22 protein-coding genes and 1 pseudogene are annotated in these 26,568 nt (G+C 39.8%); 22 read left to right on the top strand and 1 reads right to left on the bottom strand.

All coding sequences use genetic code 11. The features are described from left to right. Window positions 1-81 precede the first annotated feature (81 nt). Window positions 82-1,538 (bottom strand): annotated as a pseudogene (locus HMPREF2867_RS02545) (IS1182 family transposase). A gap of 343 nt (window positions 1,539-1,881) precedes the next feature. Here HMPREF2867_RS02545 and HMPREF2867_RS02540 point away from each other — a divergent pair. The 22 genes from HMPREF2867_RS02540 (at window position 1,882) to HMPREF2867_RS02435 (ending at window position 26,448) form a co-directional block, all read left to right on the top strand. Then, window positions 1,882-2,307 (top strand): GH32 C-terminal domain-containing protein, encoded by a 426-nt coding sequence (locus HMPREF2867_RS02540; RefSeq protein WP_070575541.1) that lies wholly within the window; start codon window positions 1,882-1,884, stop codon window positions 2,305-2,307. Window positions 2,308-2,475: 168 nt separating this feature from the next. Continuing rightward, on the top strand, window positions 2,476-4,824 hold the full coding sequence (locus tag HMPREF2867_RS02535) for a cation-translocating P-type ATPase (RefSeq protein WP_070575544.1): 2,349 nt from the start codon (window positions 2,476-2,478) through the stop codon (window positions 4,822-4,824). A 93-nt stretch (window positions 4,825-4,917) separates the two neighbouring features. Beyond that, a complete protein-coding gene (locus HMPREF2867_RS02530; protein ID WP_070575537.1) occupies window positions 4,918-5,268 on the top strand; it encodes a PBECR3 domain-containing polyvalent protein in 351 nt (116 codons plus the stop codon). 176 nt (window positions 5,269-5,444) lie between these two features. Beyond that, window positions 5,445-7,121 carry a DNA cytosine methyltransferase gene (locus tag HMPREF2867_RS02525; protein WP_229056695.1) on the top strand — a complete coding sequence of 559 codons (1,677 nt, stop codon included), beginning with the start codon at window positions 5,445-5,447 and terminating at the stop codon, window positions 7,119-7,121. A 17-nt stretch (window positions 7,122-7,138) separates the two neighbouring features. Then, complete coding sequence (locus HMPREF2867_RS02520) at window positions 7,139-8,389, top strand: ParB N-terminal domain-containing protein (RefSeq protein WP_070575530.1); 1,251 nt, start codon at window positions 7,139-7,141, stop codon at window positions 8,387-8,389. 17 nt (window positions 8,390-8,406) lie between these two features. Beyond that, window positions 8,407-11,076: an SNF2-related protein gene (locus tag HMPREF2867_RS02515; protein WP_070575527.1), complete on the top strand. Its 2,670-nt coding sequence runs from the start codon at window positions 8,407-8,409 to the stop codon at window positions 11,074-11,076. A 420-nt stretch (window positions 11,077-11,496) separates the two neighbouring features. Then, window positions 11,497-11,778, top strand: coding sequence for a chorismate mutase (locus HMPREF2867_RS02510; RefSeq protein WP_070575524.1), 282 nt, complete (start codon window positions 11,497-11,499; stop codon window positions 11,776-11,778). A gap of 76 nt (window positions 11,779-11,854) precedes the next feature. Beyond that, on the top strand, window positions 11,855-13,210 hold the full coding sequence (gene trpE / locus HMPREF2867_RS02505; RefSeq protein ID WP_064520730.1) for an anthranilate synthase component I: 1,356 nt from the start codon (window positions 11,855-11,857) through the stop codon (window positions 13,208-13,210). Further along, complete coding sequence (locus HMPREF2867_RS02500; protein WP_070437803.1) at window positions 13,207-13,773, top strand: aminodeoxychorismate/anthranilate synthase component II; 567 nt, start codon at window positions 13,207-13,209, stop codon at window positions 13,771-13,773. The genes trpE and HMPREF2867_RS02500 overlap by 4 nt, the downstream gene beginning before the upstream one ends. Before the next feature lie 90 nt (window positions 13,774-13,863). Continuing rightward, window positions 13,864-14,868 (top strand): anthranilate phosphoribosyltransferase, encoded by a 1,005-nt coding sequence (gene trpD, locus HMPREF2867_RS02495; protein ID WP_070437799.1) that lies wholly within the window; start codon window positions 13,864-13,866, stop codon window positions 14,866-14,868. Further along, window positions 14,865-15,632 carry an indole-3-glycerol phosphate synthase TrpC gene (gene trpC, locus HMPREF2867_RS02490; protein ID WP_070575521.1) on the top strand — a complete coding sequence of 256 codons (768 nt, stop codon included), beginning with the start codon at window positions 14,865-14,867 and terminating at the stop codon, window positions 15,630-15,632. The genes trpD and trpC overlap by 4 nt, the downstream gene beginning before the upstream one ends. After that, entirely contained in the window at window positions 15,619-16,200 is a 582-nt protein-coding gene (locus HMPREF2867_RS02485; RefSeq protein WP_070575519.1) for a phosphoribosylanthranilate isomerase, read from the top strand. Before trpC ends, HMPREF2867_RS02485 begins: the two co-directional genes overlap by 14 nt. After that, window positions 16,197-17,405 carry a tryptophan synthase subunit beta gene (gene trpB / locus HMPREF2867_RS02480; RefSeq protein ID WP_070575516.1) on the top strand — a complete coding sequence of 403 codons (1,209 nt, stop codon included), beginning with the start codon at window positions 16,197-16,199 and terminating at the stop codon, window positions 17,403-17,405. Before HMPREF2867_RS02485 ends, trpB begins: the two co-directional genes overlap by 4 nt. A 3-nt stretch (window positions 17,406-17,408) precedes the next feature. Next, window positions 17,409-18,191: a tryptophan synthase subunit alpha gene (gene trpA / locus HMPREF2867_RS02475; protein WP_070575512.1), complete on the top strand. Its 783-nt coding sequence runs from the start codon at window positions 17,409-17,411 to the stop codon at window positions 18,189-18,191. 729 nt (window positions 18,192-18,920) lie between these two features. After that, window positions 18,921-19,352: a CopY/TcrY family copper transport repressor gene (locus tag HMPREF2867_RS02470; RefSeq protein WP_070575510.1), complete on the top strand. Its 432-nt coding sequence runs from the start codon at window positions 18,921-18,923 to the stop codon at window positions 19,350-19,352. A gap of 3 nt (window positions 19,353-19,355) precedes the next feature. Beyond that, entirely contained in the window at window positions 19,356-21,584 is a 2,229-nt protein-coding gene (locus HMPREF2867_RS02465; RefSeq protein WP_070575507.1) for a heavy metal translocating P-type ATPase, read from the top strand. A gap of 73 nt (window positions 21,585-21,657) precedes the next feature. Then, a complete protein-coding gene (gene copZ, locus HMPREF2867_RS02460; RefSeq protein ID WP_002884431.1) occupies window positions 21,658-21,861 on the top strand; it encodes a copper chaperone CopZ in 204 nt (67 codons plus the stop codon). 138 nt (window positions 21,862-21,999) lie between these two features. Further along, a complete protein-coding gene (locus tag HMPREF2867_RS02455; RefSeq protein ID WP_070575504.1) occupies window positions 22,000-23,046 on the top strand; it encodes a D-alanine--D-alanine ligase in 1,047 nt (348 codons plus the stop codon). Between the two features lie 426 nt (window positions 23,047-23,472). After that, window positions 23,473-24,153 (top strand): amino acid ABC transporter permease, encoded by a 681-nt coding sequence (locus HMPREF2867_RS02450; protein WP_070575501.1) that lies wholly within the window; start codon window positions 23,473-23,475, stop codon window positions 24,151-24,153. Next, window positions 24,113-24,790 carry an amino acid ABC transporter permease gene (locus HMPREF2867_RS02445; protein ID WP_002891585.1) on the top strand — a complete coding sequence of 226 codons (678 nt, stop codon included), beginning with the start codon at window positions 24,113-24,115 and terminating at the stop codon, window positions 24,788-24,790. Before HMPREF2867_RS02450 ends, HMPREF2867_RS02445 begins: the two co-directional genes overlap by 41 nt. 1 nt (window position 24,791) lies before the next feature. After that, a complete protein-coding gene (locus tag HMPREF2867_RS02440; protein ID WP_060971738.1) occupies window positions 24,792-25,550 on the top strand; it encodes an amino acid ABC transporter ATP-binding protein in 759 nt (252 codons plus the stop codon). 43 nt (window positions 25,551-25,593) lie between these two features. Continuing rightward, a complete protein-coding gene (locus tag HMPREF2867_RS02435) occupies window positions 25,594-26,448 on the top strand; it encodes a cysteine ABC transporter substrate-binding protein (RefSeq protein ID WP_002891583.1) in 855 nt (284 codons plus the stop codon). The last annotated feature ends 120 nt before the right edge of the window (window positions 26,449-26,568 follow it).

Below are 26,568 nucleotides of genomic sequence, written 5' to 3'. Positions count from 1 at the left end.
ATTTATCTATATTTTAATAAATAATAATTAAACACCCTTTGGCTTTTAAATGGATTTGCATAAAAAAAATCAGAATTCCTATTAAAATTCTGATTCAGAATGAAGACAAACATCGTTTTTGATGTTTGTCTTTTTTTATATTCACACTTAATTCTCCCATAATCCAATAATATTGAGGTATTTGGATAAAATAACAGGTCTTCCCTACCATCATTTTTACCAATTTTTTGATATTTAGACATGCCAAAGTAAGCCCAACCTTATCTTCCATTTTGGACTTTCCTTTTTCTCTGGTATAACGCAAGTTATGATATTCTTTAGCTGTTCTGAATAAACGTTCTATCGTTTCTTTCCGGTGTTGGTACCGTTCCTTCATCCCACTTTGATGACGGATATCTTCACAGATGTCTAAGGCATCTTTCCAAATATGACGCACAACAACTTTTTGGTGCTGGCGATTTTCAGTACAAATCGCTAACAAGGGACAGGTTCTTACAAATTTTGGGATTACTTTTATATTCTCTATAACCTTCACGTGTCGTTGTACGGTAAGTTAATACCTGGTTCTCTGGACAAAGATAGCAATCAAAATGCTCGTCATAGACAAAGTCTCTAGGACGTAGAAAGCCTCTCTTACCTCTTGGCCTAGTGTAAGGAAATACTGGCGTAATACCTTTTTCTAAAAGAAACTTGGCAATACTAGGTGTTTTGTAGCCTGAATCCGCAATAATGAATTCAGGGGAGAAGGGTTCTAACTTGGCGAAAAGAGCAGGAAAGGCCTGACTATCATGGATGTTACCTGCTTCAACTGTATAAGCCAAGGCCCAACCATGTTTATCACAAGCTACCTGAGCATTATAAGCGAAGACTTCCTTGTGTTCTCCCTTGTGAAACCAACCACTATCTGGATCAGTCGTTGATTGTTTCTTAGATTTAGCCTCGCCTTTTTTGGCGGGCTTTAAGAACTTTTTTGCATGCTTCTTCTTGTCTAAATTAATCTCAACATCCAGTTGTTCACTCATGAATTTAGCTTTTTGATCAACAACAACATTTTTGTACTTATGATTATTAGCAGCTGCCTTGATATGTGTCCCATCGATGAAGATTTCTGAGGGATCAATGAGCCCCGCCTCCAAAACGTGATGAAGCACATGACTAAAAATGTGTGCTAACAATTCTTTATTTTGAAAGCGTCGGCTATAGTTCTTACCGTAAGTTGTAAAATGTGGTACCTTATCATCCAGAGATAAGCCAAGAAACCAACGATAAGCCGTATTCACCTCGATATCCTTGATGGTTTGGCGCATAGAACGAATGCCATAAAAACATTGAATCAAAGGAATCTTAACTAACAAAACAGGGTCTAGACTAGGGCGACCATTATCTGAAGAATAACTATCCTCAACAACATCATAAATAAAAGAAAAATCAATCGTTTCTTCAACTTTTCTTAGAAAATGGTCTTTAGGCACAAGTTCATCAGGTGTATAGAAACCTATTTGACGACGATTATATTCAGGATTATCTTTGTGAAACATAGGAGTACCTCATCAAATACCTTTTCTTTTATTATACTCCTTCGAAGCAAGAAAAGTCCCCAGAAGTATAACTTCTGAGGACTTTGTCTTCAATCTGAAAGAGGTATTTTTATACCTCTTTTTGTTCACTCTTCAATTATGCTGTCACTGTCCATTTACTGTCCTATATAGTGTAAAATATATAGAAGTTGTTAAGTTTACTAGTAGTTAAATCCCTTAAAATCAGTATTTATGATGATAACAAGACTAAAAAATTCTTGGAACAAGTTTTGCATGTTCATCTAAAAATGGTAAATTATATCAACGTCCGATTTCAGAGCTTCGAAATTATTTTGCTAATAAGGTGAATTATAATGGTGTTATTAAAGGTGAGTCAGTTACAATTAAAGGGATCGAAGGTCGTCAAATCGATTTAGATATTAAATTATTAGGTGGTGACTTTGAATCATTTGTCATAGACTTTGGTGTCTCTGATTCTACTTATACACGTTTCCTTTATAATAAAAAACAAGGAACACTTGAAGTGGATAGAACCTATTCAGGTCTGACTTCTGATTTAAATTGTCAGCGTAAAATGTTTGTTGGCTCCTCTGATGAACTTGAATTGCATTTTGTTCTTGATAAATTCTCCATTGAACTCTTTGTTAATGATGGGGAGAAGACAATGACAACTGAAATTCAAACACCCCTAGCTTCAAATGGTATTCGATTTAATAGTCTTGGCGAAGCAAAAGTTACTATTGAGAAGCATGACATTGTGATAGCTTAAGTAAAGGTTCCTAAGGTGAAGTCTCCGTACCTTAGGTGCTAATTTAAAAGACTTTCTGAGTTAGGTACTCAGAAGTTTTTTTGTATACTTTGAAGAAAAAGATAAATGAGTTATGGAGTGCTCAACTCTGACGGCTAACCTTTGAAAACACCTCATTTTTATGCTACTATGAAAGTTATGAAAAAACAGTTACAAGGCTTGACGCAGGTGGAGGTCAAGCGGCGGATAGATGCCGGTAAAACAAATCATTTTAAAGCAAAAACTGGCTCCAGCAATTGGGAGATTTTTAGGCGTAATGTCTTCAACTCCTTTAATGTGCTCAATTTTGCAATCTTTGTGGCCTTGATTGCTGTTCAGGCTTGGTCTAATCTTTTTTTCTTTGGGATTATTGTGCTTAATGCCTTTACGGGGATGATGACGGAGTTGCGTGCCCGTCGCATGATTGATAAGCTCAATCTCATGAATAAGGATCAGATTCGTGTGGTGCGTGATGGACAGCTTGTTTCTATTGATCCTAAGGACATTGTCTTGGATGATGTCATGCTCTTGTCTGCGGGTGAACAGGTTCCTAGTGATGCCGTGGTTGTTGATGGGATAGCCGAGCTTAACGAGGCCATGCTGACTGGTGAGAGTGATCACATTCTAAAGAAAGATGGGAAGGAGTTGCTCTCTGGTTCTTATCTTGTGAGTGGTCAGGTCTATGCCAGAGTCATTCATGTAGCCGAGGACAATTACGCCAACAAGCTCATGCTAGAGGCTAAGACTCATAAGCCAATCGTGTCCCGTATTCTTTATAATATGGACAAGATTGCTAAGTTTACGGGAAAGATTGTCATACCGTTTGGGCTTGCGCTCTTTTTTGAGGCTTACTTGATTAAACAGCTCTCCCTTCAAGAGTCGGTAGTTACCAGTTCGACAGCCCTTCTGGGAATGTTGCCTAAGGGAATTGCCCTTTTGACTATTACATCTCTTTTGACGGCTGTCATTAAACTTGGGATGAAACATATCCTGGTGCAAGAGATGTACTCTGTTGAAACCTTGGCCCGTGTAGACGTGCTTTGTTTAGATAAGACAGGGACGATTACACAAGGAAAGATGACAGTTAAAGGTCTGGAACTACTGTCAGAGCGTTTTACGAAAGAGGAGTTGGAGCGTTTGCTTGCGGCTTATATGCAACATAGCAAGGATAAAAATGCAACAGCTCAGGCTATTCGAAATGCTTATGAGGGTCTGGAACATCATTATCAGGTAGGTGATGTTATTCCATTTTCAAGCGATCGTAAATGGGGTGCTGTGAGCGTTAATGGGTTTGGAACTCTCTTTTTGGGAGCACCTGAGATGCTTCTTAAGGAAAATCCCAAAGCAGTCGATCAGGCTCAGGCACGAGGGTCTCGTGTTTTGATTTTGGCTTGGAGTCAGTCAGGTGTTGATACAGAGACTATGATTTTGCCGAATGACGTCGAGGCTTTGACTTTACTTGAAATTGCCGATCCTATTCGTGAGGATGCTGCAGAAACTCTGGAATACCTGCGTTCAGAAGATGTGACGCTTAAGATTATTTCTGGTGACAATCCAGTGACGGTTTCTCATATTGCTCATCAAGCTGGTTTTGCCGACTATCAAAGCTATATTGACTGTTCTAAGGTCAGCGATGAGGAGTTGGAGGCTTTGGCTGAGGATACTGCGATTTTTGGTCGTGTATCTCCGCACCAGAAAAAGTTGTTAATCCAAACCCTTAATGCCAATGGGCATACGACAGCTATGACTGGAGATGGTGTCAATGATATCTTGGCACTTCGTGAAGCGGATTGTTCGATTGTTATGGCAGAGGGAGATCCTGCAACACGTCAGATTGCCAACTTGGTGCTTATGGATTCTGAGTTTAAGGACATTCCTGAAATTCTATTTGAGGGACGCCGTGTGGTTAATAATATTGCCCACATTGCACCGATTTTCCTCATTAAAACTGTTTATTCCTTCCTTTTGGGGCTTATCTGTATTGCCAGTATTGTTTTTGGTAAGGCAGAGTACCTCTTGGTCTTCCCTTTTATTCAAGTTCAGATGACTTTGGCAGGTCAATTTATCGAAGGTTTTCCACCATTTATTCTAACCTTCGAACGTAATATTCGTCCTGTTGAGAAACATTTCCTCAGACGTTCGCTCCAGTTGTCTATTCCTAATGCCTTGATGCTGGTTATCAGTGTTCTTATTTTCCATTTGTCTCAGGTCTATCTTGGCATGAGCAATACGGATATGCTGACGCTGTCTTACTATATGATGGGATCAACGGGTGTCCTTGCTGTTATTCGTGCTTGTATCCCGTTGAATAAGGGGCGTGTGGCCTTGATTATCTACTCAGTCTTTGGCTTCTTAATCAGCTCCTACTATCTTCGAGATGTGATTGAGATTTCGACACTTAATAGCTATACCTTGCCAATCTATCTAGTAGCAATGGCTATCTGTACACCGCTTTTCTTCTGGATTAGCTACAAACAAGGTGCTTTTCAAAAAGCATAAATCAAAACTCGAGCTTGGTAACAGGCTTGAGTTTTTTGATAGCTGAACAGTAGGAAAAGCCTTGATGTGTATGAGGTGTGGTACAATAGAAGCATGAAAATAGTAGGTCACTTGACGCCAAAAGTCATTAAAGCTTTTGATTTGGACTACAAGCCTGGTGAAGAAATCACGCTGTCTGCACAACGTAAGAAGCATATGGGAAAACATCGCCAGGAATTCAGTGATTTTGATGCTACCTATGAACGGATTCCAGAGATTATTGCTCATCCGGACTATATTGGGCACCATCCTAATGGCCAGTCCTTGGAATACATCAAACGTATTGATGGTAATGTTTTGGTAGCGGTCAGGTTATGTGATAAACTTAGTGTCCGTACCATGTTTGTGATTAAAGATTCTAAGCTGAAAAACTATCTAAATGCTGGTAGAGCTAAGAAAATGTGATATAATATAGTTAAGAAGTAACAACGAGGGCGGAAGAGGCAGCCGCCGCACCTTCGGGTCTGAAAGAGATGCAGGACTGTCACCCTGCCGTTGTTTATCAAACCAAGAAGTCCCTTTGGGGGCTTTTTTAATAGATGGTATAAAGACTTCAAGTAGAAAGTAAGTATGGTGTAATTTTGAAAAATGAGAAAGATATTAGAAGGCTAACTGTAATAGATTTTTTTTGTGGGGCAGGTGGTTTTTCAGAAGGTTTTCGAAGAGCGGGTTATGATGTACTAATGGGAATTGATAACTGGCAACCTGCAATTACCACACATAATTTTAATCACGGACTAAATGATAATGTAAAAAGTGTACTTGATTTTGAGAATATAGAAGAAATAAATAAGTTGCCCAATACAGATATCATCATTGGCAGTCCACCATGTCAGTTGTTTTCTCTTTCTAATCAAGGAGGAAATGCTAATAAAGATTCAGGTATTAATTTAATTAAAACTTTTTATAAAGTAATTGCCGTAAAGAAATTTCAAAAGAATTCCAAGTTAAAAGCATGGTTAATGGAGAATGTCCCAAATTCACAAAACTATGTCCAGGAAGAATACACATTTGAAGATTTAGATTTAGCAGAATGGGCTCTGTCTCAAAACTTAAATCCCAAATCTATTGCAATAAGATCCAAGTATAATGGAGGTATTTTACACGCAGACGATTATGGTGCTGCTCAATCAAGGAGACGTTTTGTCAGTGGAGAAATAACAAAAACAGGAACTTTCCCTTTCCCTGATAAATTAGAACAAGAAAAAGTAACTCTAAATAAATTATTTAAGAACTTTCCCTCCCCTTTAGATCATTCATCTTGCGATTTTATTGTGGATCCCAACTATCCCATCGAAAAGGTGAGTATTAAAGATTTTAAAGATCATTTTTATGATACAGGTGTCTATCAAGTGCAGTGGCAAAAAGCTAGAGATTTAAAACAGAGACATCCTTATATGGGAAAGATGTCGTTTCCAGAAAACATGGACAAGCCAAGTCGTACTATCATGGCAACACAATCAGCTAGCACTAGAGAAGCTATACTGTATAAATCTAGTAACAGTCGAGTAGGAGATGGCGAGTACCGTTTGCCGACTGTTAGAGAGGCTGCTTGCATTATGGGCTATCCTTTAGATTACCAATTTTTTGGTGATGAGTCTACAAAGTGGAGACAGATAGGAAATGCAGTATGTGTTCAACTATCTTTTGCTCTAGCTATAAAAATTCTGGAACTAATAAAATTTCCAAAATTACCAGCTAAGATTATTGATAAAGATATTAACCAATTTAAATATTTAGATAGTAAAAAATTAAAGGAATTTGATAATCCTCCTACGCGAAGTGAAAAAGCATTGTTTAGACAATTTCCTATTAAATCAGGAAACATGACCGTTGATTTAACTAATAAAGTTAATGGAGAAAGTGGAAATTGGGGTGTTGTTGCACATGCGGGTACAGGGAAAGGATTTAAAAAAATTATTGTTTCACGATTTAATCAAATGGAAGCTAAATCCCTTCTTAAAAATTTAGTACCAAACTTAATCATTGAATTAGAAAATGACAGAGTTATTAAGCGATACTCCATAGATCAATTAAATCAAGAAAACAAAAGGTATGGATTTCATAAGGATGATGTTTCACATCCATATTATGTTATTAATTATATTAGACAGCTAATCGAAAAGTATCTTATTAATTATGGGGGAGATTCAGAAATAGATGTTTGTCATACGAATCTTTCACAGCTTAAGGATAAAATACCTTTAAGTCAGATAATGTCACTTTACTTAGTACCCGTAATAATTTATGGGAAATAGACTGATGGAGAATGAATATGAATCAAGATTTGAATGAATTAATAAAAAATGGAGATATTGAAAAGACAACTTTAAAAAAACGTTTGACTATTGGGGGAGAACCAAAAGACTATCCAGTATACAAATTCCCGTTAGAATATTTATACTATAATGATCAAAATGGTCGTATTAATACAGTTTACCATCAGTACATATCAAATCATGGTAAATTAACACCAGAAATTGGAGATTCAAAATATAATGAAATATTTGAAAGATTTATTTATGAATCTAAGAAGCAGGCTCTAAAGAACACTCAATTTTCTATTTCTGAGAAAGGACAACAAGAACCTGGTGTAATTCTTTCAGATGGAAGAGTTATTGATGGAAATCGTAGATTTACAGCTCTCCGTAGAATACAAAAAGAAACAAAAATCCAACAATACTTCGAAGCTGTTATACTTTCATTTGATATCAGTAAAAAAATTGATGAAAAGAAAATAAAAGAGTTAGAATTAGATTTGCAGCTTGGTCGTGAAGAAAGAGTTAGTTATGATCCAATTGATCGTATTTTTGATGTATACAATACAATTGAAGTTCAAAAACTAATGACTCCTGAGGAATATAAAAAAGCAAGTGGTGCTGGTAACACTAAGGGAATTAACAAAGACTTACGACTTGCTAAATTGATTATCAAGTTCTTATCTATAGTCGCTCCCAACGAAAATCCTATTGATAAATTTTATCTTGCTAGAGAATTGAAGTTAGATGGACCTCTGGAAGATATTGAAAGAACAATTAATAAATTAAAAAAAGATAAAGAGACGATAACTCAAAATGTACTAACTATTTTAGCAGTCCAGATTGCAAAGTCTGAAGTTGGTGATAGAGATATCACTAGAAAAATCCGAGATGTCAAATATAATATTTTAGATAATCCTGAAATGAAAGAACATTTCATAAGTGCTACTGATGAGCATGTAGATAATATTATTGACTTTTTTGAGTCTAATCCAATAGATAAGGCAAGTGATTTAAAAAATAATCTAAATAATAATCTTGAGATAGCAGAAGTTTCAAGTAAATTATTACAAACAACTAACAGATTATCAAACAAAGGCCAAATAACAGCAAATCGCAGACAATCCTTGGTAAAATTGCAGGAAATCAGAGATACATTAGAAGATTTATCTTCTGAAGATTTAAAAGAACTGCATGAAGAAGAATTTTTTGAGGCAAAAGAAATTCTTCAAGAAATTAGAGATTTAGCATTTAAATTATCCAAATAGAGAAAAGGGGAAAAGGAATGGTATTTTCTCTAAAACTTAAAAACCTAATACAACCTACATATCAAAGTGAAAATTTAGTTAAAGAATTCTATGAACCGGTATTATCTGAAGCTACTATTTATAGAAGAGTTTCAGCCTATTTTTCTAGTGAGGGACTGGGATTATATTCGAAGGGGTTGGATAAATTATTTGGAAATAATGGATTTGCTCAATTTATCATTTCTACTGATATCTCTGAAGAAGATTTTAAAAAAATTCAAGAAGGATATGTTCTTAAAAATAGTTTAGTAGATTTGCCTGCTCAGTTAAGGAAAACTATTCTAAATAATCAAACAAAAGAATCGTTAGGTAATCTGGCATTCATGATTGCAAGTAACCATGCAGAGGTAAAGTTTGCAGTTATTCCAAGAGGACGAGGGATTTTTCATGATAAATTTGGTCTTATTGATTCAGATGATGAAACTGTCTTTTTTAATGGATCTGTTAATGAAACTAGAAATGGTTTAGAATATAATTATGAGAGTATTTCCGTAGACGTTTCTTGGGATTCAAGTAAGAATGTTCAAACGCGAATATTAGCTAACAAAAATAGATTTGACCGATTATGGAAAAATGAAGAGAAAGATATTCTGACAATCGATGCTACAAAAATTGTTTATGATGAAATAAAAAAATACCAGCAATATTCCACAATAAATAAAGTTAAAGAAAATCAGTCAGATAATAATATCTATTTTTATTTAAAAAGTGGAAATATAATTGTACGTCAAGATAACTCTTCTATACAAATTACTAACTCAGATAGAAAACTAAAGCCTGAATCAGATTTGTCCAATAAATATTTTGAAGATGATAACTCAACTATCAAGTCAGAATTTTCTTATATGGATATAAACTACATTATTGAAGAAACAAGGAAGAGATGTAATAGAAAAAATATTATAGTTGAAGTATCAGAGGAAGTACAAGACTACCTAAAGTTAAAACAGTACTCTATTGAACAATATAGTAAGTTAGGAATTTATTTAAAATCACCTGAACAATATACAATTCATGGGGAGCAAGAAAAGTTTGAAGAGTTTGTTTCTGTTGTTAGTTCAGAGGTTGTACGTCCGTTTAAAAAATTGCAACTTGAGGCAGCCTTCTACGAATACAGGATGGCTAGAGCTGCGAACTTCTCTGTGCCAGGTTCTGGTAAAACTGCTATGATTTTGGCTGTTTTTGCATTTTTGAATTCCAAGAAAGTTGAAAGTGAGCACGTAGATAATTTATTGGTTATTTGTCCTATTAATGCTTTCAACAGTTGGAAAGAAGAATTTAAACAAGTTTTTGGAAATAAGAAACAGTTAGAAGTAATTGATTGTCAAAATTCTAAAGATTTTTCTTTCGATTTATCTTTGAACTGGAAAACATCAAATCTTGTATTAGTGAATTATGAATCGTTGACAAAATACAAAGACAAGTTGCGAGGATTGCTGTCAATTAAGACAATGATTGTTTTTGATGAGGTTCATAGAATAAAAAATCCTTTCGGAGTCCGTGCTCAAGCTGCTTTAGAACTAGTTAAAGATTCAAGGTTTAAGTTTGTTTTAACTGGAACACCTATACCTAATTCTTATCAGGATATCTATAACTTTCTTCATTTACTTTATGCAAATGAGTACAATTCATTTTTTAGATGGAGTTTAGATGAATTAAAAAAACCTAGTGTTAGGAAAATTGAAGAAATTAATAAAGCTTTAGTTCCATTCTTCTGGCGCTTAAACAAAGATGACTTAGGAGTACCTAAACCAGATCCAGATAAATTTTTGGATGTAGAACCTAGCGAAGAACAGAAACAATTAGCACAGTCCATATACTATAACGAATCGTCGAGTTTAGCCAGATTGATTCGATTGATACAAGCGTCCACAAATCCTGAATTACTTAACAAAAAGATTGAATATAAAGATATGTGGTTTGCAGGCGATAATGATCAAGATGACACCTTTGAAGTATCGGAAGAAATATTTAATAATCGACTACAGAATACTTCTGACTCGGTAATCAAAGAAGCCAAAGGATATGATGAGTTTGACTTTTCTAGTATGATTTCCCCTAAATTTGAGAAAGGTATTGAAAAAACTCAAGAGCTTATATCTGAGGGGAAAAAAGTCATAGTCTGGGCAATATTTGTTGATACCATGAAAAAAATACAAAATAGGTTAGACCAAGTTGGAGTGAAAGCTAATTTAGTGTATGGTGGTACGGATGTTTCTGATAGACAGAATCTGATTGATGATTTTCGATTTGGTAATACTATGGTTATGATTTCTAATCCTCAAACTCTAGGTGAATCGGTATCTTTGCATAAAGAAGTTCATGATGCTTTGTATTTTGAATACAATTTTAATCTAACTTTTATGCTTCAATCTCGAGATAGAATTCATAGATTAGGATTAGAAGATAACCAATATACAAGATATTATTATCTACAGACCATATGTGAACCAGAGGATAGTGGTGATCCAGGTTATATTGACCAGCAGATTTATAAGAAACTGGAAGCTAAGGCTAATATAATGTATAAAGCTATTGATGATAATATCCTGTCACCAGAATTTTCTCAGAATGAAATTGATGAAGCGATTAGTATTATTGATGAGGAAAGGAAACGTATTCTTTCTAATAGAAAAAAGTTGAAATAGATATTTTATTTCTATTGTAAATAATAGAAATTGTCAAAATTAACAGAAAATTCTTGACATCTTTTTAAAAAGGAGTACAATAGTTAGTAAATCAGAAAGTAACTGGTCTTAGATTTTCAGGGAGCCTGCGGTGATTGTGAGTAGGTAATCGAGATGAGCGAACATTGGGCTGATTGGATGATAATGAGAAGGTAACACATATTCTTCTCGGTTGGCACCCCTTACCGTGCAACTCCTTGTTAGAGGAGATAGAGATGATGGTCGTTTTTTGAGACCATTAACTGAGGTGGTACCGTGTTAAACTAGATTTAATGCCCTCACAGAGTTTTTCTCTGTGAGGTTTTTTGTTTACTTTTATCTTTAAAGGTCTATTTACCTTAAAGGAGTATTATTTCATTATTCAATGAAAGGTTGGGTATTATGGATGCATTAAACGATATTCGAAGTGATATTGATAATATTGATAGTCAGTTAATTCGACTCCTGGCCCAACGTCAAATACTTGTGGAAAAGGCAGGACGGCTGAAGCCCAAAGGAGATAAGTCCGCAGTCCGGGCGAATGATCGTGTTGCTCAAGTCATAGCTAACCGTCGCAAGGAGGCACTAGAGCTTGGCTTATCGCCAGATGTGGCTGAAAGTGTTTGGAGAAGCATGATTAAAGCCTTTATTGCTTTGGAAGAGAAAGTGAATAAAGAACAATAATGGTGCCGATACATCCTATAAAGGAGTCTTGTATCAGTCTTATTACTCTCGATAAACCAGTTTGAAAGGAAATACTATGAGAAAAATTTTACCAGCCGATACCTTAACACCAATCTTGGCTTATATGCGTGTTCAGGGGGAACATAAGGTTATCCTTGAATCCATTCCTCGTGAGAAGGAAAATGCACGTTTTTCTATTGTTGCCTACAATCCGGTCTTTGAAGTAACCTTCAAGGATGGTGTTCTTTATGAAAATGGTAAGGCGATTGATCAGGATCCTTTCGAATACTTGGACCAAGTAACAGTCAAGGGCATCAAGTCTGACCTACCTTTCGCAGGTGGTGCTATCGGGTTTGCAGGTTATGACATGATTGGTCTCTATGAAAATATCGGTGAGATTCCTGAAGATACGATTGGAACACCTGATATGCATTTCTTCATCTACGAGTCTTATTTAATTTTTGACCACAAGAAGGAAAAGGTTTATGTGGTTGAGGACAATATCTACTCTGGTCGTGACAACGATGCGGTGCGTCAGGCTCTTGGTCAGGTGGTAACGGACCTCCAGACTCAGGCGCCAAACGAGTTTACACCTCAAGCCTTACAAGCCTTGCAATTTTCAAATCATATCGAAAAAGAGGTCTTCATGGATATGGTAGCTAAGGCTAAGAAATTCATTCGTGAGGGAGATATGTTCCAATGCGTGCTTAGCCAACGCTTTTCAGCGGACTTTGAGGGGGATCCTTTGGATTACTACCGTAACTTGCGCGTGACCAACCCATCAAACTACCTTTATTTCTATGATTTTGGAGATTATCAGGTGATTGGTGCTAGCCCAGAGAGCTTGGTTTCAGTGAAAAATGGAGAGGTGGTCACCAATCCGATTGCTGGAACCCGCCCTCGTGGTGCCAATGAGGCTGAAGATGCTGCCTTGGCGGATGAACTCTCACATGATGTTAAAGAAACTGCGGAACACCGTATGTTGGTTGACTTGGGACGTAATGATATTGGTAAGATTGCTAAAAATGGTACGGTCAAGGTGACTAAGTATATGGAGGTTGAGTATTTCCGCTATGTGATGCACCTTACCAGTGTGGTTAAAGGGCAACTCTTGCCTGAGTTGACAGCCCTTGATGCTCTAAAATCAACTCTACCAGCTGGAACCGTGTCAGGAGCACCTAAGATTCGTGCCATGCGTCGTATCTATGAGCTTGAACAGGAAAAACGTGGTATTTATGCGGGAGCTATTGGTTATCTGTCTGCGACAGGAGATATGGACTTTGCCATTGCTATCCGTACTATGATTCTCAAAAATCAAAAAGCCTATGTTCAGGCAGGTGCAGGTGTTGTCTATGACAGTGTTCCTGAAAATGAATTTTACGAAACGATTAACAAGGCGAAAGCTATGACAAGAATAGGAGATGCCCAATGATTTTATTAGTTGATAACTATGATTCTTTTACCTATAATTTGGCACAATACCTAGGGACATTTACAGAGGTAAAGGTCTTACGTAACGATGATGAGACTCTCTATGAAGAGGCGGAAAATGCTGATGGGCTAGTCTTTTCACCAGGTCCAGGTTGGCCAGCTGATGCGGGTAAAATGGAAGCCTTGATTAAGGATTTCGCTGGTAAAAAACCGATGATGGGAATTTGCTTGGGGCACCAGGCTATTGCGGAAACTTTTGGTGGTAAACTTGGCTTGGCTAAGAATGTCATGCATGGCAAACAAAGCAATATTACTTTTGAAACGCCATCGCCAATTTTCAAGGATATCGACAATGATGTTCCTATTATGCGTTACCATTCCATCGTTGTTGACCAAATGCCAGAGGGCTTTGATGTGACAGCTATCACAACTGATGATCAAGAAATCATGGCCATTCAACATAAGGAACTACCAATTTATGGTTTGCAATATCACCCTGAGAGCATCGGTAGTCCAGATGGGCTCAAGATGGTTGAAAATTTTGTAAAAATCGTTGCAGGCTAGTCGGACAGTCGTTTGACTAGATTGGTCTACGCTCAAAACATCTCCTCGTGCATCAGAAAACATTGAACCGTTTTTAAAAGGAAAACAGATATGAAAGAAATATTCCTACAAATCTCAAACCGACAAGACTTGTCTCAAGACCAAGTCCAAGCAGTCTTTGACCGCATTCTCAAAAATGAAGTCTCAGAAAGCCAAATCGCTGCCTTCCTTATGGGGCTCAAAACTAAAGGAGAAACAGCAGATGAAATCACAGGTATTGTGCGTGCCCTCAAATCACATGCGACGGTCTTGCCTGAGACCTTCACAGATGCTATGTGTAACTGTGGAACTGGTGGGGACCAGTCTTATAGCTTTAACATTTCAACAACGGTTTGCTTTGTCTTAGCAGCAGGTGGTATTCGTATGGCCAAGGCTGGTAACCGTTCGATTTCCTCTAAATCTGGTTCGGCAGATGTCCTTGAAGCCCTTGGAATCAACGTTGCGGCATCACCAGAAACCCTATCTAAAGCACTTGATGAGGTTGGTTTGGCCTTTATCTTTGCCCAAACCATGCACCCAGCCATGCGTTTTATCGGTCCAGCTCGCCAAGCTCTTGGGATTCCAACGATTATGAACTTGGTCGGACCACTGGCTAATCCGCTTGACCTTGAGACACAACTTATGGGCCTCTACCGTGTGGAATTGCAACAGATTGTTGCTAATGCGATCCAACAGTTGGGACGTAAACGTGCGGTTATTATCACAGGTCCTGACAATATGGACGAAGCTGCTCTTTATGGCACTAACACCTACACTCTTTTGGAAGATGGCCACATCAGCCAACACACTTTCACTTATGAAGATTTGGGTATGGAAAAGGTTGAGTTGTCTGATATCACAGGTGGCGATGCCAAGGAAAATGCAGAGATTCTCCTTAGTGTCTTGAAAAATGAAGCTAGTCCTTATCTTGAAACAACAGTGCTTAATGCTGGTCTTGGCTTCTTTGCCAATGGTAAGGTTGCGACCATTAAAGAAGGTGTTGAGCTTGCTCGCCAATTGATTGCGGACGGATCAGCCCTAGAGAAACTTCACCAACTCCAAGAGGTACAAGTATGAGTAAAGCCTTTCTCCCAACAATCTTAGAACAAAAAGAAAAAGAAGTGGCTCAGTTGGTCATGGAAGACTTGCAGCCCTTGCGCCAGACCTATCGTCTTTATGAGTTTCTCAAGTCAAATCAAAACAAGCTGCAAATTATTTCTGAAGTGAAAAAAGCTAGTCCAAGTATGGGTGATATTAACCTGGATGTGGATATTGTGGCTCAAGCCAAGAACTATGAGGAAAATGGGGCAGCCATGATTTCTGTTTTGACGGACGAGGTTTTCTTCAAGGGTGATATTTCCTATTTGAAAGAAATTTCGTCAGAGGTGGCTATTCCAACCTTGGCTAAGGACTTCATTATTGATGAGAAACAGATTGTGCGTAGCCGTAATGCGGGAGCGACAGTCATTCTCTTGATTGTAGCGGCCTTGCCAGAGGCTCGTCTCAAGGAGCTCTATGATTTTGCGACTAGCCTTGGCTTGGAAGTCTTGGTTGAAACGCATAATCTACCAGAATTGGAAGTGGCTCACCGTATTGGTGCCGAAATCATCGGCGTTAACAACCGTAATTTGGTCACTTTTGGGACAGATATCAATACCAGTCTTGAGTTATCAACGCATTTCAAGGACAAGCCTGTTTATATTTCTGAGTCAGCTATTTTCACAGGTCAGGATGCTGCCTTAGTTGCCCCATATTTTAATGGGATTTTGGTAGGAACTGCCCTTATGACGGCTGACAATGTGGCTGAAAAGGTCAAGGAGTTGCAAATTGACAAAGGTTAAAATTTGTGGACTGTCGACACCAGAAGCAGTAGCAACTGCAGTTGAAGCAGGTGCTGACTACATTGGCTTTGTGTTCGCCAAAAGCAAGCGTCAAGTGAGTCTTGAACAAGCTCACGAGCTAGCTAAAGGAGTGACAGGCCAGACAAAAATTGTCGGTGTCTTTGTTTCACCAAGTCTTGAAGAACTGGAAGAAGCGATTAGTCAGGTTCCCTTAGATATCGTTCAGATTCATGGAACTTTTGATGAAGCTCTGATTTCAAAGATATCAGTACCAGTTATTAGAGCTATTCAGATTTCGGATAGTGAGTCTCAAGTCAAGAGCCAGGCGGATTATCTTCTTTTTGATGCTCCTATTGCCGGCAGTGGTCAGACCTTTGACTGGCAACTCTTGGCGGACAAGCAGATTGAACAGGACTATTTCATCGCTGGTGGTTTGACTGTGGACAATGTGGCAGAGGCCAAGGAAACTTTCCAGCCCTATGCCTTAGATGTGTCCTCAGGTGTCGAGACAGATGGTCACAAAGATTTAGATAAGATTAAAGCATTTATAGAAAGAGTGAAAGCATGACATATCAACAACCTGATGCAAAAGGATTTTACGGAAAATTCGGTGGTCAGTTCGTTCCTGAAACGCTGATGACAGCCGTTATTGAATTGGACAAGGCCTATCGTGAGGCCAAGGAAGATCCAAGTTTCCAAGCGGAATTGGATGATCTCCTCAAAAACTATGTGGGACGTGAGACGCCTCTTTACCACGCCAAACGTTTGACTGATCATATTGGTGGAGCGCAAATTTATCTTAAACGTGAGGACCTTAACCACACAGGTGCCCACAAGATTAACAATGCCCTTGGTCAAGTCTTGCTTGCCAAACGTATGGGCAAGAAGAAAATCATTGCCGAAACTGGTGCAGGTCAACACGGTGTTGCAACAGCGACAGCCGCAGCCCTATTCGACATGGACTGTACGATCTATATGGGTGAGGAAGATGTTAAACGTCAGGCGCTTAACGTTTTCCGTATGGAGTTGCTTGGTGCCAAGGTATTTAGCGTTACAGATGGTTCGCGCGTGCTTAAGGACGCTGTAAATGCTGCCCTCCGTGCTTGGGTAGCAGGTATCGAGGATACTCACTACATCATGGGATCTGCCCTTGGTCCTGCACCATTCCCAGAAATTGTCCGTGACTTCCAATCTGTCATCGGTCGTGAAGCCAAACGTCAATACGCAGAGATTTCTGGTGGTAAATTACCTGATGCCGTCATGGCTTGTATCGGTGGTGGTTCAAATGCTATCGGTATGTTCTACCCATTTGTTAATGATAAATCAGTAGCTATGTATGGTGCTGAGGCTTCTGGTTTGGGGCTTGATACTGAAAAACATGCCGCAACCTTTGCCAAAGGCCGTCCAGGTATCCTTCATGGAGCGCTTATGGATGTCCTCCAAGATGCTCATGGACAAATCATGGAAGCCTTCTCTATCTCAGCTGGTCTGGACTATCCAGGGGTTGGTCCTGAGCACTGTTATTTCAACGAAATTGGACGTGCGACTTACGATTCTATCACAGATGAAGAAGCGCTAGAAGGTTTCAAACTTCTGTCACGTTTAGAAGGTATTATCCCAGCTCTTGAGTCTAGCCATGCCATTGCCCTTGCGCAAAAAGTGGCAGCTAAGATGTCGCCAGACCAAAGCCTTATCGTCTGCCTCTCAGGTCGTGGGGACAAGGACGTTATGCAGGTTAAAGAACGTTTCGAAGCTGAAACAGAAGGGAAATAAACCATGACAAAAACACTAACAAAACACCTACAAGCTATCAAAGACAGTAAACGCGGTATTTTCGTGCCTTATATCATGGCGGGTGACCACGCTAAAGGCCTAGACGGACTCTTTGAGACTATCGCTCTCTTGGAAAATAGTGGTGTCTCAGCTATTGAGGTGGGTATTCCATGGTCAGACCCAGTGGCTGACGGTCCCGTTATTGAACTTGCAGGACAACGTAGTTTGGCTAAAGATGTGACTTTGACAGCTATTATCAATAAGCTTCAAGAACAAAAAACACAGGTGCCTTTGGTTATCATGACCTACATCAACCCAGTTTATCAATATGGTATTGAGGCCTTTGTTAAGGACCTGGCAGATACATCTGTCAAGGGGCTCATTATTCCTGATTTGCCAGATGAACACGCTGACTTTATCACTCCTTATTTGAAAGACAGTGATATTGCTCTCGTGCCTCTGGTGAGCTTGACTACAGGTATTGACCGTCAGAAACAGTTGATTGATGGTGCAGAAGGCTTTATCTACGCCGTTGCCATCAATGGTGTTACAGGTAAGACTGGTAATTACCGTGATGACCTTGACAAACACTTGGCTAACTTGACTGCCCATGCAGACATTCCAGTTCTCACAGGTTTTGGTGTGTCAACAGAGGACGACATCAAACGCTTTAACGCTGTATCAGACGGTGTTATCGTAGGATCAAAAATCGTCCGTGACCTCCACGACGGTAAGGAAGAAGACGTCGCTGAATTTGTTACATTCGGTTCACATTTTGAAAAATAGAAGACGATGCTCTCCAGAAATGGGGAGTGTTTTTTTATCAAAATCATTCTTGGGGATGATTTGATTTTCTTATTTTCCAGTATTATACTATGGGTGAATAGTGGCGAATTAAATTTATCTCTGGTTTTTATTTTCATCTCACTTATAAAAAGAAGGTAGACAAATGAAAGTATCATTGAGGGTAATACTAGGTGTCAGTTTCTTAATAGGAGCCTTACTATTTTTCTATCGTGGAGAGAATCACTATGCACTGATTTTCCTTCTGGTTGGTGCCTTGTACCTCTACAAGGGATTAAGCTGAGGGTTAAATCTCGTATTGAATGAATAAGCCTTTTTAGTGACATCTATGTCACTATTTTTTTCTTTTTGGAAACTATAGAATGATTTTATAACTAAAAAGAAAGGGAGAGAAGGCATCACAGAACATGATTGATCATATTTTTTCATTCTTTGTATCAAATAAAAAAGCTCTAGCAATAATCTTTATGATTATTTGTTTGGCTGTTATTTACCCAGGCATGTTTAAATTTTTGTATGTTGAAGGCAGGGATTTTGGACGTAGCCTCGTCAACTCAATCTTATCTTAGTAAAGTGTAGCACCTCTTAGGAGGTGCTTATTTTTTCGCGATAAATCTACAAATGTAAATAAAACCCTTGACATATCCTCATGGCAGCGTTAAAATAAATCTACAAACGTAAACAAATAACGACATTCAGAAAGGAAAAATTATGCTGACAATTTCATCTGCGGAATGGGAAGTCATGCGAGTGCTCTGGGCTAAGGGGCAGGCGACTTCTTCAGAGATTATAGCGATTCTATCTAAGAAGCTAGACTGGTCGGCTTCGACAGTAAAGACCTTGATTGGACGTTTGGCGGACAAGGGTTATCTAACCAGTCAGCGTCAAGGACGAGGGTTTATCTATCAAGCTAGCTTGGGGGAAGATGAGGCGAATTTTCAGGCTTTAGAAGCTGTTTTTGACAAGATTTGTTTGACCAAACATAGCGATTTGTTGGGTCAACTCATGGCAAAGACGCCGATGACCCAAACCGATGTGGATAAGTTACAGGCCTTGCTTGCAGCAAAAGAACCTGTGGATCAGGTGGTTTGTGACTGTGTGCCTGGCCAATGTGCTTGTGGGCATCATATGGAGGTGATATAGGAAATGGCAAAAGAAACCTTTGTGGTTAATGGGATGACCTGTGCATCCTGTGTAGCCAATGTAGAAAATGCTGTTAATAAGTTGGATGGTGTGGACAAGGCTGTGGTTAACCTAACCACTGAAAAAATGTCTGTGGATTACGCTGGGGATAAGGTTAGTCCAGAAGCTATTGAAAAAGCTGTGGCTGACGCTGGTTATGAGGCTGAAGTCTACAATCCAGACACAGCCAAAAGCCAAGAAGAGCGTGAAGAAGACAAGATTCACAAGGTACGTGAGCGCCTCATTTGGTCATCTGTCTTCACCATTCCTCTCTTTTATCTTGCTATGGGCCCAATGGTTGGTCTACCTGTGCCAAACTTCTTGTCTCCTCACCATGCAGCCTTGACTTATGCCTTGGTGCTGCTAGTTTTGACAGTTCCAGTCATGTGGTTGGGTCGTTCCTTCTATAGTAATGGTTTTCGCACTTTGGCCAAGGGTCATCCTAACATGGATGCCTTGGTAGCCTTGGCAACATCGGCGGCCTTCCTTTATAGTCTCTATGGTACTTATCACATTTCTTTGGGGCATGCCCATCACGTCCACCAACTTTATTTTGAGTCGGTAGCTGTTATTTTGACCTTGATTACTCTAGGTAAGTACTTTGAAATCCTCTCTAAAGGTCGAACTTCAGAGGCTATCAAGAAACTTATGCACTTGTCAGCCAAGGAGGCAACCGTCCTTCGGGATGGTAAGGAAGTCAAGCTTCCTGTGGATAAGGTTGTTCTTGGTGACCATATTGTGGTCAAACCTGGGGAAAAGATAGCCGTGGATGGTCAGGTGATTTCTGGTAGCTCCGCGATTGATGAGAGCATGCTTACAGGTGAGTCACTCCCTATTGAAAAATCCGCTGGTAAGCCAGTGTTTGCAGGTTCTATTAATGGTCAAGGTAGCTTGATTTATGAGGCTGAAAAGATTGGTAAGGACACCTTGCTTTCCCAAATCATTAAATTGGTTGAGGATGCCCAACAAACCAAGGCACCGATTGCCAAGATTGCCGATCAAGTGTCAGCGGTCTTTGTTCCTGTTGTCATGGCTATCGCACTTATTTCAGGTCTCTTTTGGTACTTTGTCATGGGACAAACCTTTACCTTCGCTATGATAGTAGTAGTTAGCGTCTTAGTCATTGCTTGCCCATGTGCTTTGGGTCTTGCGACACCGACAGCCATCATGGTTGGTACAGGGCTTGGTGCTGAGCATGGTATTCTCTATAAGCGTGGAGATGTGCTCGAGTTAGCTCATAAGGCTGATGTCCTCGTTTTTGACAAGACAGGAACCATTACTCAGGGTAAACCTCAGCTCGTTTCTAGCTATACTTATGGAGATAGCGGAGCAGCTTTGCAGCTTTTGGCATCCTTGGAAGCCAAGTCTGAACACCCCTTGGGTCAAGCCATCCTTGTGGCAGCAGAAAATGCTAACTTGGACTTGTTGGAGATGGACAATTTCTCAAGTTTGACTGGACGAGGACTTACTGCAAGCTATGCAGGCAAAACTTATCTAGCTGGGAATCAAACTCTTATGGCTGAGGAAAAAGTCGACTTGACTTCAGCACAGGCTGATTTCCAAAGCTTGACAGCGGATGGTCAGACACCTATTTTCTTGGCTGAAGATGGTAAGTTAATCGGACTCTTTGGTGTAGCTGATCAGGTTAAAGCAGATAGTGCTGATATGGTGGCAGCCCTTCATCAAATGGGCAAGGAAGTCATCATGTTGACTGGGGATAATGACCAAACAGCTCAAGCCATTGCCCAAAAGGTTGGTATCAAGCGGGTTATCAGTCAAGTCCTTCCACAAGAGAAATCTAGGGTGATTAGCGACCTTCAGGCAGAAGGAAAATCAGTCATCATGGTTGGTGATGGTATCAATGATGCCCCAGCCCTTGCGACTGCCGATATCGGTATTGCCATGGGTTCAGGGACAGATATTGCTATGGAAAGTGCCGATATGGTCCTTATGAAACCCAACCTCATGGATGTCGTTAAGGCTCTGAAAATTAGTCAGTCGACTATCACAACGATAAAAGAGAACCTCTTTTGGGCCTTTATCTACAATATCTTGTCTATCCCAGTAGCTATGGGTGTCCTCCACCTCTTTGGAGGTCCCCTTCTTGACCCAATGATAGCAGGACTTGCCATGAGCTTTAGCTCTGTTTCGGTCGTCCTTAATGCTCTGCGCCTCAAACGTCGCAAAGTCTAAGTGTCGATTGCTAATGTCCTCCATCACTTAAGGTGTGTATCAAAAAACAATTAAAGAAAAGGAAGAAAGAAAAATGACAAAAACATATAAGATTACAGGAATGAAATGCCAAGGCTGTGTCAACACCGTTACTGAAAAACTCTCCGCTGTTAAAGGCGTAGACAAGGTTCAAGTTGATCTCGAAAACAAACAAGTCACTATTGAAGGTAAACCATGGAAGTGGTCTCTCAAACGTGCCCTTAAAGGTACTAAGTTCGAGCTTGGTGACGAAATTTAAGACAGGATTGAAACAGCTCTTAGGCTGTTTTTTTCTGCCTATAATCTTTTTGAAAATCCCTTCCTTTTGTGATATGATTAAAGTAATTATGTTCTCAAAACTGAGACTAGAAAATCAAGAAAAGAAAACGGTATACCTATGTCTAAACAAACCCTTATCCTTCTCTACGGTGGACGTTCAGCAGAACGTGAAGTGTCTGTGCTCTCAGCTGAGAGTGTTATGCGTGCGGTGGATTACAGCGCATTTGAGGTTAAAACCTACTTTATCACTCAGTCTGGTGATTTTATCAAAACACAAGAATTTACAGAAACACCAGGTGATGACGAGAAGCTCATGACTAATGACACAGTTGTGGCTAGTCAGGCTATCAAACCAAGCGATATTTATGAGGAAGGCGCTGTGGTATTCCCTGTGCTCCATGGACCTATGGGTGAGGATGGATCTATCCAAGGTTTCCTCGAAACCCTCAAGTTGCCATACGTGGGTACTAATGTCTTGTCATCAAGTGTGGCTATGGACAAGATTATGACCAAGCATATTCTTGAAGTTGCAGGTGTCCCTCAGGTTGCCTACACAGTCTACATCGAGGGTGAAGATTTGGAAGCAGCAGTAGCAGAGACGCTTGAAAAATTGACCTTCCCAGTTTTCGTAAAACCTGCTAACATGGGGTCATCTGTTGGGATTTCGAAAGCTGAAAACGAAGCGGAGCTTCGTGCAGCGATTGATCTGGCTCTCAAATATGATAGCCGTATCTTGATTGAGCAAGGTGTGGTTGCCCGAGAAATCGAGGTTGGTATCCTTGGAAATACAACTGTCAAAACGACAGATCCAGGTGAAGTGGTCAAAGACGTGGCTTTCTATGATTACCAAGCTAAATACATTGACAATAAGATTACCATGGATATTCCAGCTCACGTGCCTGCAGAAGTCATGACGCAAATGCGTGCCTATGCGGCCAAGGCCTTCCGTGCTCTTGGTGGTTGTGGTCTTGCTCGCTGTGATTTCTTCCTGACAGAGGATGGAGCTATCTACCTTAACGAGCTCAATACCATGCCAGGTTTCACTCAATGGTCAATGTACCCACTACTTTGGGAAAATATGGGACTTTCATACTCAGACCTTATCAAGGAATTGGTAGCCTTGGGACAAGAGATGTTCGAAAAACGTGAAAGCCATTTGATTTAAGCACTATGATTTAGGAGACAGACATCTTAGTCTTGGAGAAATCTCTGAGACTGAGGTGTTTTTTTCTTTACAGAAATCTAGATTTTATTTATATCTTTTCTTTATCACGCTGATAAAAAATACATATTATCCAAATAATCTAACAGGTGGTAGAATAAATCTAACGTTTCAAATGAAATAGAGCAATTCATTCGTGTTTTGTGAAGCTGTGCTTTTCAAATGCGAGAGAAGGGTCAAAGGGCTAGAAGTAGATGTCAGTGAGTGCTTACGGAATTTTACACGCCTTTTGTATCTTGTAGAATTGAACACAGGCTAAATTCCTAGAGCAAAAGATAAACTTCCTAGTGTGCCAGCACACGTCGTCAGTTTCCTATTTGTCTTACGGAATTTTCTACGCCCTTTGTATCTTAAATGAGGAGGTAAGTTTTGGACTGGTCCATTGTTCAACAGTATTTGCACTTTTATCAGAAGGCATTCTTTTTAACCTTACATATTGCCGTTCTGGGGATTTTTGGTTCCTTCCTTTTGGGCTTGGTGGTGAGTGTTATTCGTCATTATCGAGTGCCGGTTTTGAGTCAGCTTTCGACGGCTTATATTGAGCTATCTCGTAATACGCCGCTCTTAATTCAGCTCTTCTTTCTCTACTTTGGCTTGCCTCGTATAGGTTTGGTTCTATCCTCAGAGGCTTGTGCTGTGGTAGGTTTGATTTTCTTGGGTGGTTCCTATATGGCGGAGTCCTTCCGAAGTGGTCTAGAGGCTGTTAGTCAGACCCAACATGAAGTGGGCTTGTCTATTGGTTTGACGCCGTTCCAAGTCTTTCGCTATGTGGTCCTTCCTCAGGCAGTAGCTGTGGCGTTGCCGTCATTTAGTGCTAACGTTATTTTCCTTATCAAGGAAACGTCAGTATTCTCAGCGGTAGCCTTGGCGGATTTGATGTATGTGGCTAAGGATTTGATTGGTCTTTACTACGAAACCGATGTGGCTCTAGGCATGTTGGTGGTGGCTTATCTCTTGATGTTGCTGCCGATTTCTCTAGTCTTTAGTTGGATTGAAAGGAGGTTACGCTATGCAGGATTCGGGCTTTCAGGTTCTTCTTCAGGGGAATAATTTCCTACGTATCTTACAAGGTTTAGGCGTAACTATTGGGATTTCCATCGTTTCGGTGCTTCTGTCCCTTTTATTAGGAACCCTTTTTGGAATTGTCATGACTTCTAAATCTAAGATTGTACGTTTTTTGTCACGTATTTATCTGGAATTTATTCGTATCATGCCCCAGTTAGTCTTGCTCTTCATTGTTTATTTTGGTCTGGCTAGGAATTTTAACATCAATATCTCAGGCGAGCTATCGGCTATTATCGTCTTTACCCTATGGGGAACGGCTGAGATGGGTGATTTGGTGCGTGGGTCAATCACGTCACTACCTAGACACCAGTTTGAGAGCGGAAGGGCCCTTGGCTTGACCAATGGCCAACTCTATACCTATGTGATTATCCCACAAGTCTTGCGTCGCTTGTTGCCTCAGGCTATTAACCTGGTGACACGTATGATTAAGACCACATCCTTGGTGGTTTTGATTGGCGTAGTAGAGGTGACCAAGGTTGGTCAGCAGATTATTGATAGTAACCGCCTGACTATTCCAACAGCTTCTTTCTGGATTTATGGCACGATTTTGATTCTTTATTTTGCCATTTGTTACCCAGTATCTAAGCTGTCTACTTATCTTGAAAATCGTTGGAGGAATTAAGATGACAGAAAGCATTTTACAAATCAAGGATTTGAAAAAGTCCTTTGGGGACAATCAGATTCTCAAAGGCATCTCCTTGGATGTTAAACAAGGTGAAGTCGTTGTTATCCTGGGTTCCTCAGGTTGTGGGAAATCGACCTTGCTACGTTGTATCAATGGCTTGGAGACTATTCAAGGAGGGGATATTCTCCTGGATGGCAAGTCTATCACTAGTAGCAAGAAGGATTTTCACTTGATTCGTCAGAAAATCGGAATGGTCTTTCAAAGTTATGACCTCTTCCCGCATTTGGACATCCTGCAAAATCTGATTTTGGGACCGGTCAAAGCTCAAGGGCGTAACAAGGAAGAGGTTATTGCGGAGGCTGAGAAACTTTTGGACCGTGTGGGACTTTTGGACAAGAAGCATAGCTTTGCGCGACAACTGTCGGGTGGTCAAAAGCAACGTGTAGCCATTGTCCGTTCACTGCTCATGCATCCTGAAGTTATTCTCTTCGACGAAGTGACGGCGTCGCTTGACCCTGAGATGGTTCGTGAAGTTTTGGAATTGATCAATGACCTCGCTCAAGAAGGGCGTACCATGTTGATTGTAACCCATGAGCTTCAGTTTGCGCGTGCCATCGCTGACCGTATTATCTTTATGGATAAGGGTGTCATCGCTGAGGAAGGTACTGCTGAAGAATTCTTCAATCATCCAAAGACACAGCGAGCTCAAGAGTTTCTCAATGTCTTTGACTTCAGCCAGTTTGGTGCCTATTTGTAACCCATTGTTTTTAATAAAAAATATAATATTTTAGGAGATATTTATGAAATTAACAAAGAAAATTTTTGCCCTATTAGCCCTCGTCTTTGCCTTGGTGGCAGTGACTGCTTGCTCAAGTAACAGTAGCTCTGGTAAATCAACAGCCAAAGCACGTACTATTGAAGAAATTAAGAAGAGTGGTGAACTCCGTATCGCCGTTTTTGCGGACAAGAAACCTTTCGGTTATGTAGATAACAAGGGTGCTTACCAAGGTTACGATATTGAACTTGGTAACCGTTTGGCTAAAGACTTGGGTGTTAAACCTAAATACGTCTCAGTAGATGCGGCCAACCGTGCAGAATTCTTGATTTCAAACAAGGTAGATATTACGCTTGCCAACTTCACAGTAACTGATGAACGTAAGAAACAAGTGGACTTCGCTCTTCCTTATATGAAAGTCTCAATCGGTGTGGTATCACCTAAAGATAAGGTCATTAAGGACGTTAAAGAGCTTGAAGGTAAGACTTTGATTGTTACTAAGGGGACAACTGCTGAAACTTACTTTGAAAAGAACTACCCAAATATCAAATTGCAAAAGTATGACCAATATAGCGACGCTTACCAAGCCCTCCTTGATGGTCGTGGCGATGCCTTCTCAACAGATAATACAGAAGTTCTTGCTTGGGCTCTAGAAAATAAAGGTTACGAAGTTGGAATCACATCGCTTGGTAACCCAGATACTATTGCCCCAGCCGTTCAAAAAGGTAACAAAGAACTCCTTGACTTTATCAATAAAGACATTAAGAAACTTGGCGAAGAGAATTTCTTCCACAAAGATTATGAAAAAACACTTCACCCAACTTACGGTGATGCAGCTAAAGCTGATGACCTCGTGGTTGAAGGTGGCGAAGTGAAATAAGGCTAATTCCTCTCTAAGGGGAAATCTTGCTTAACAAGAATAAAACAAGTAAAACCACCTCGTGGCTATCTAGCTCAGCTAGAAGCAGGAGTGGTTTTTCTTGTTTTAGGGTGATTTTTT

Origin of the sequence: Streptococcus sp. HMSC064H09 (assembly GCF_001812625.1) — a bacterium.
In the GTDB taxonomy this organism is placed as follows: Bacteria; Bacillota; Bacilli; order Lactobacillales; family Streptococcaceae; genus Streptococcus.
Note: the sequence above shows the minus strand (reverse complement) of the source record. Positions and strands in the feature narration are given on the sequence as shown.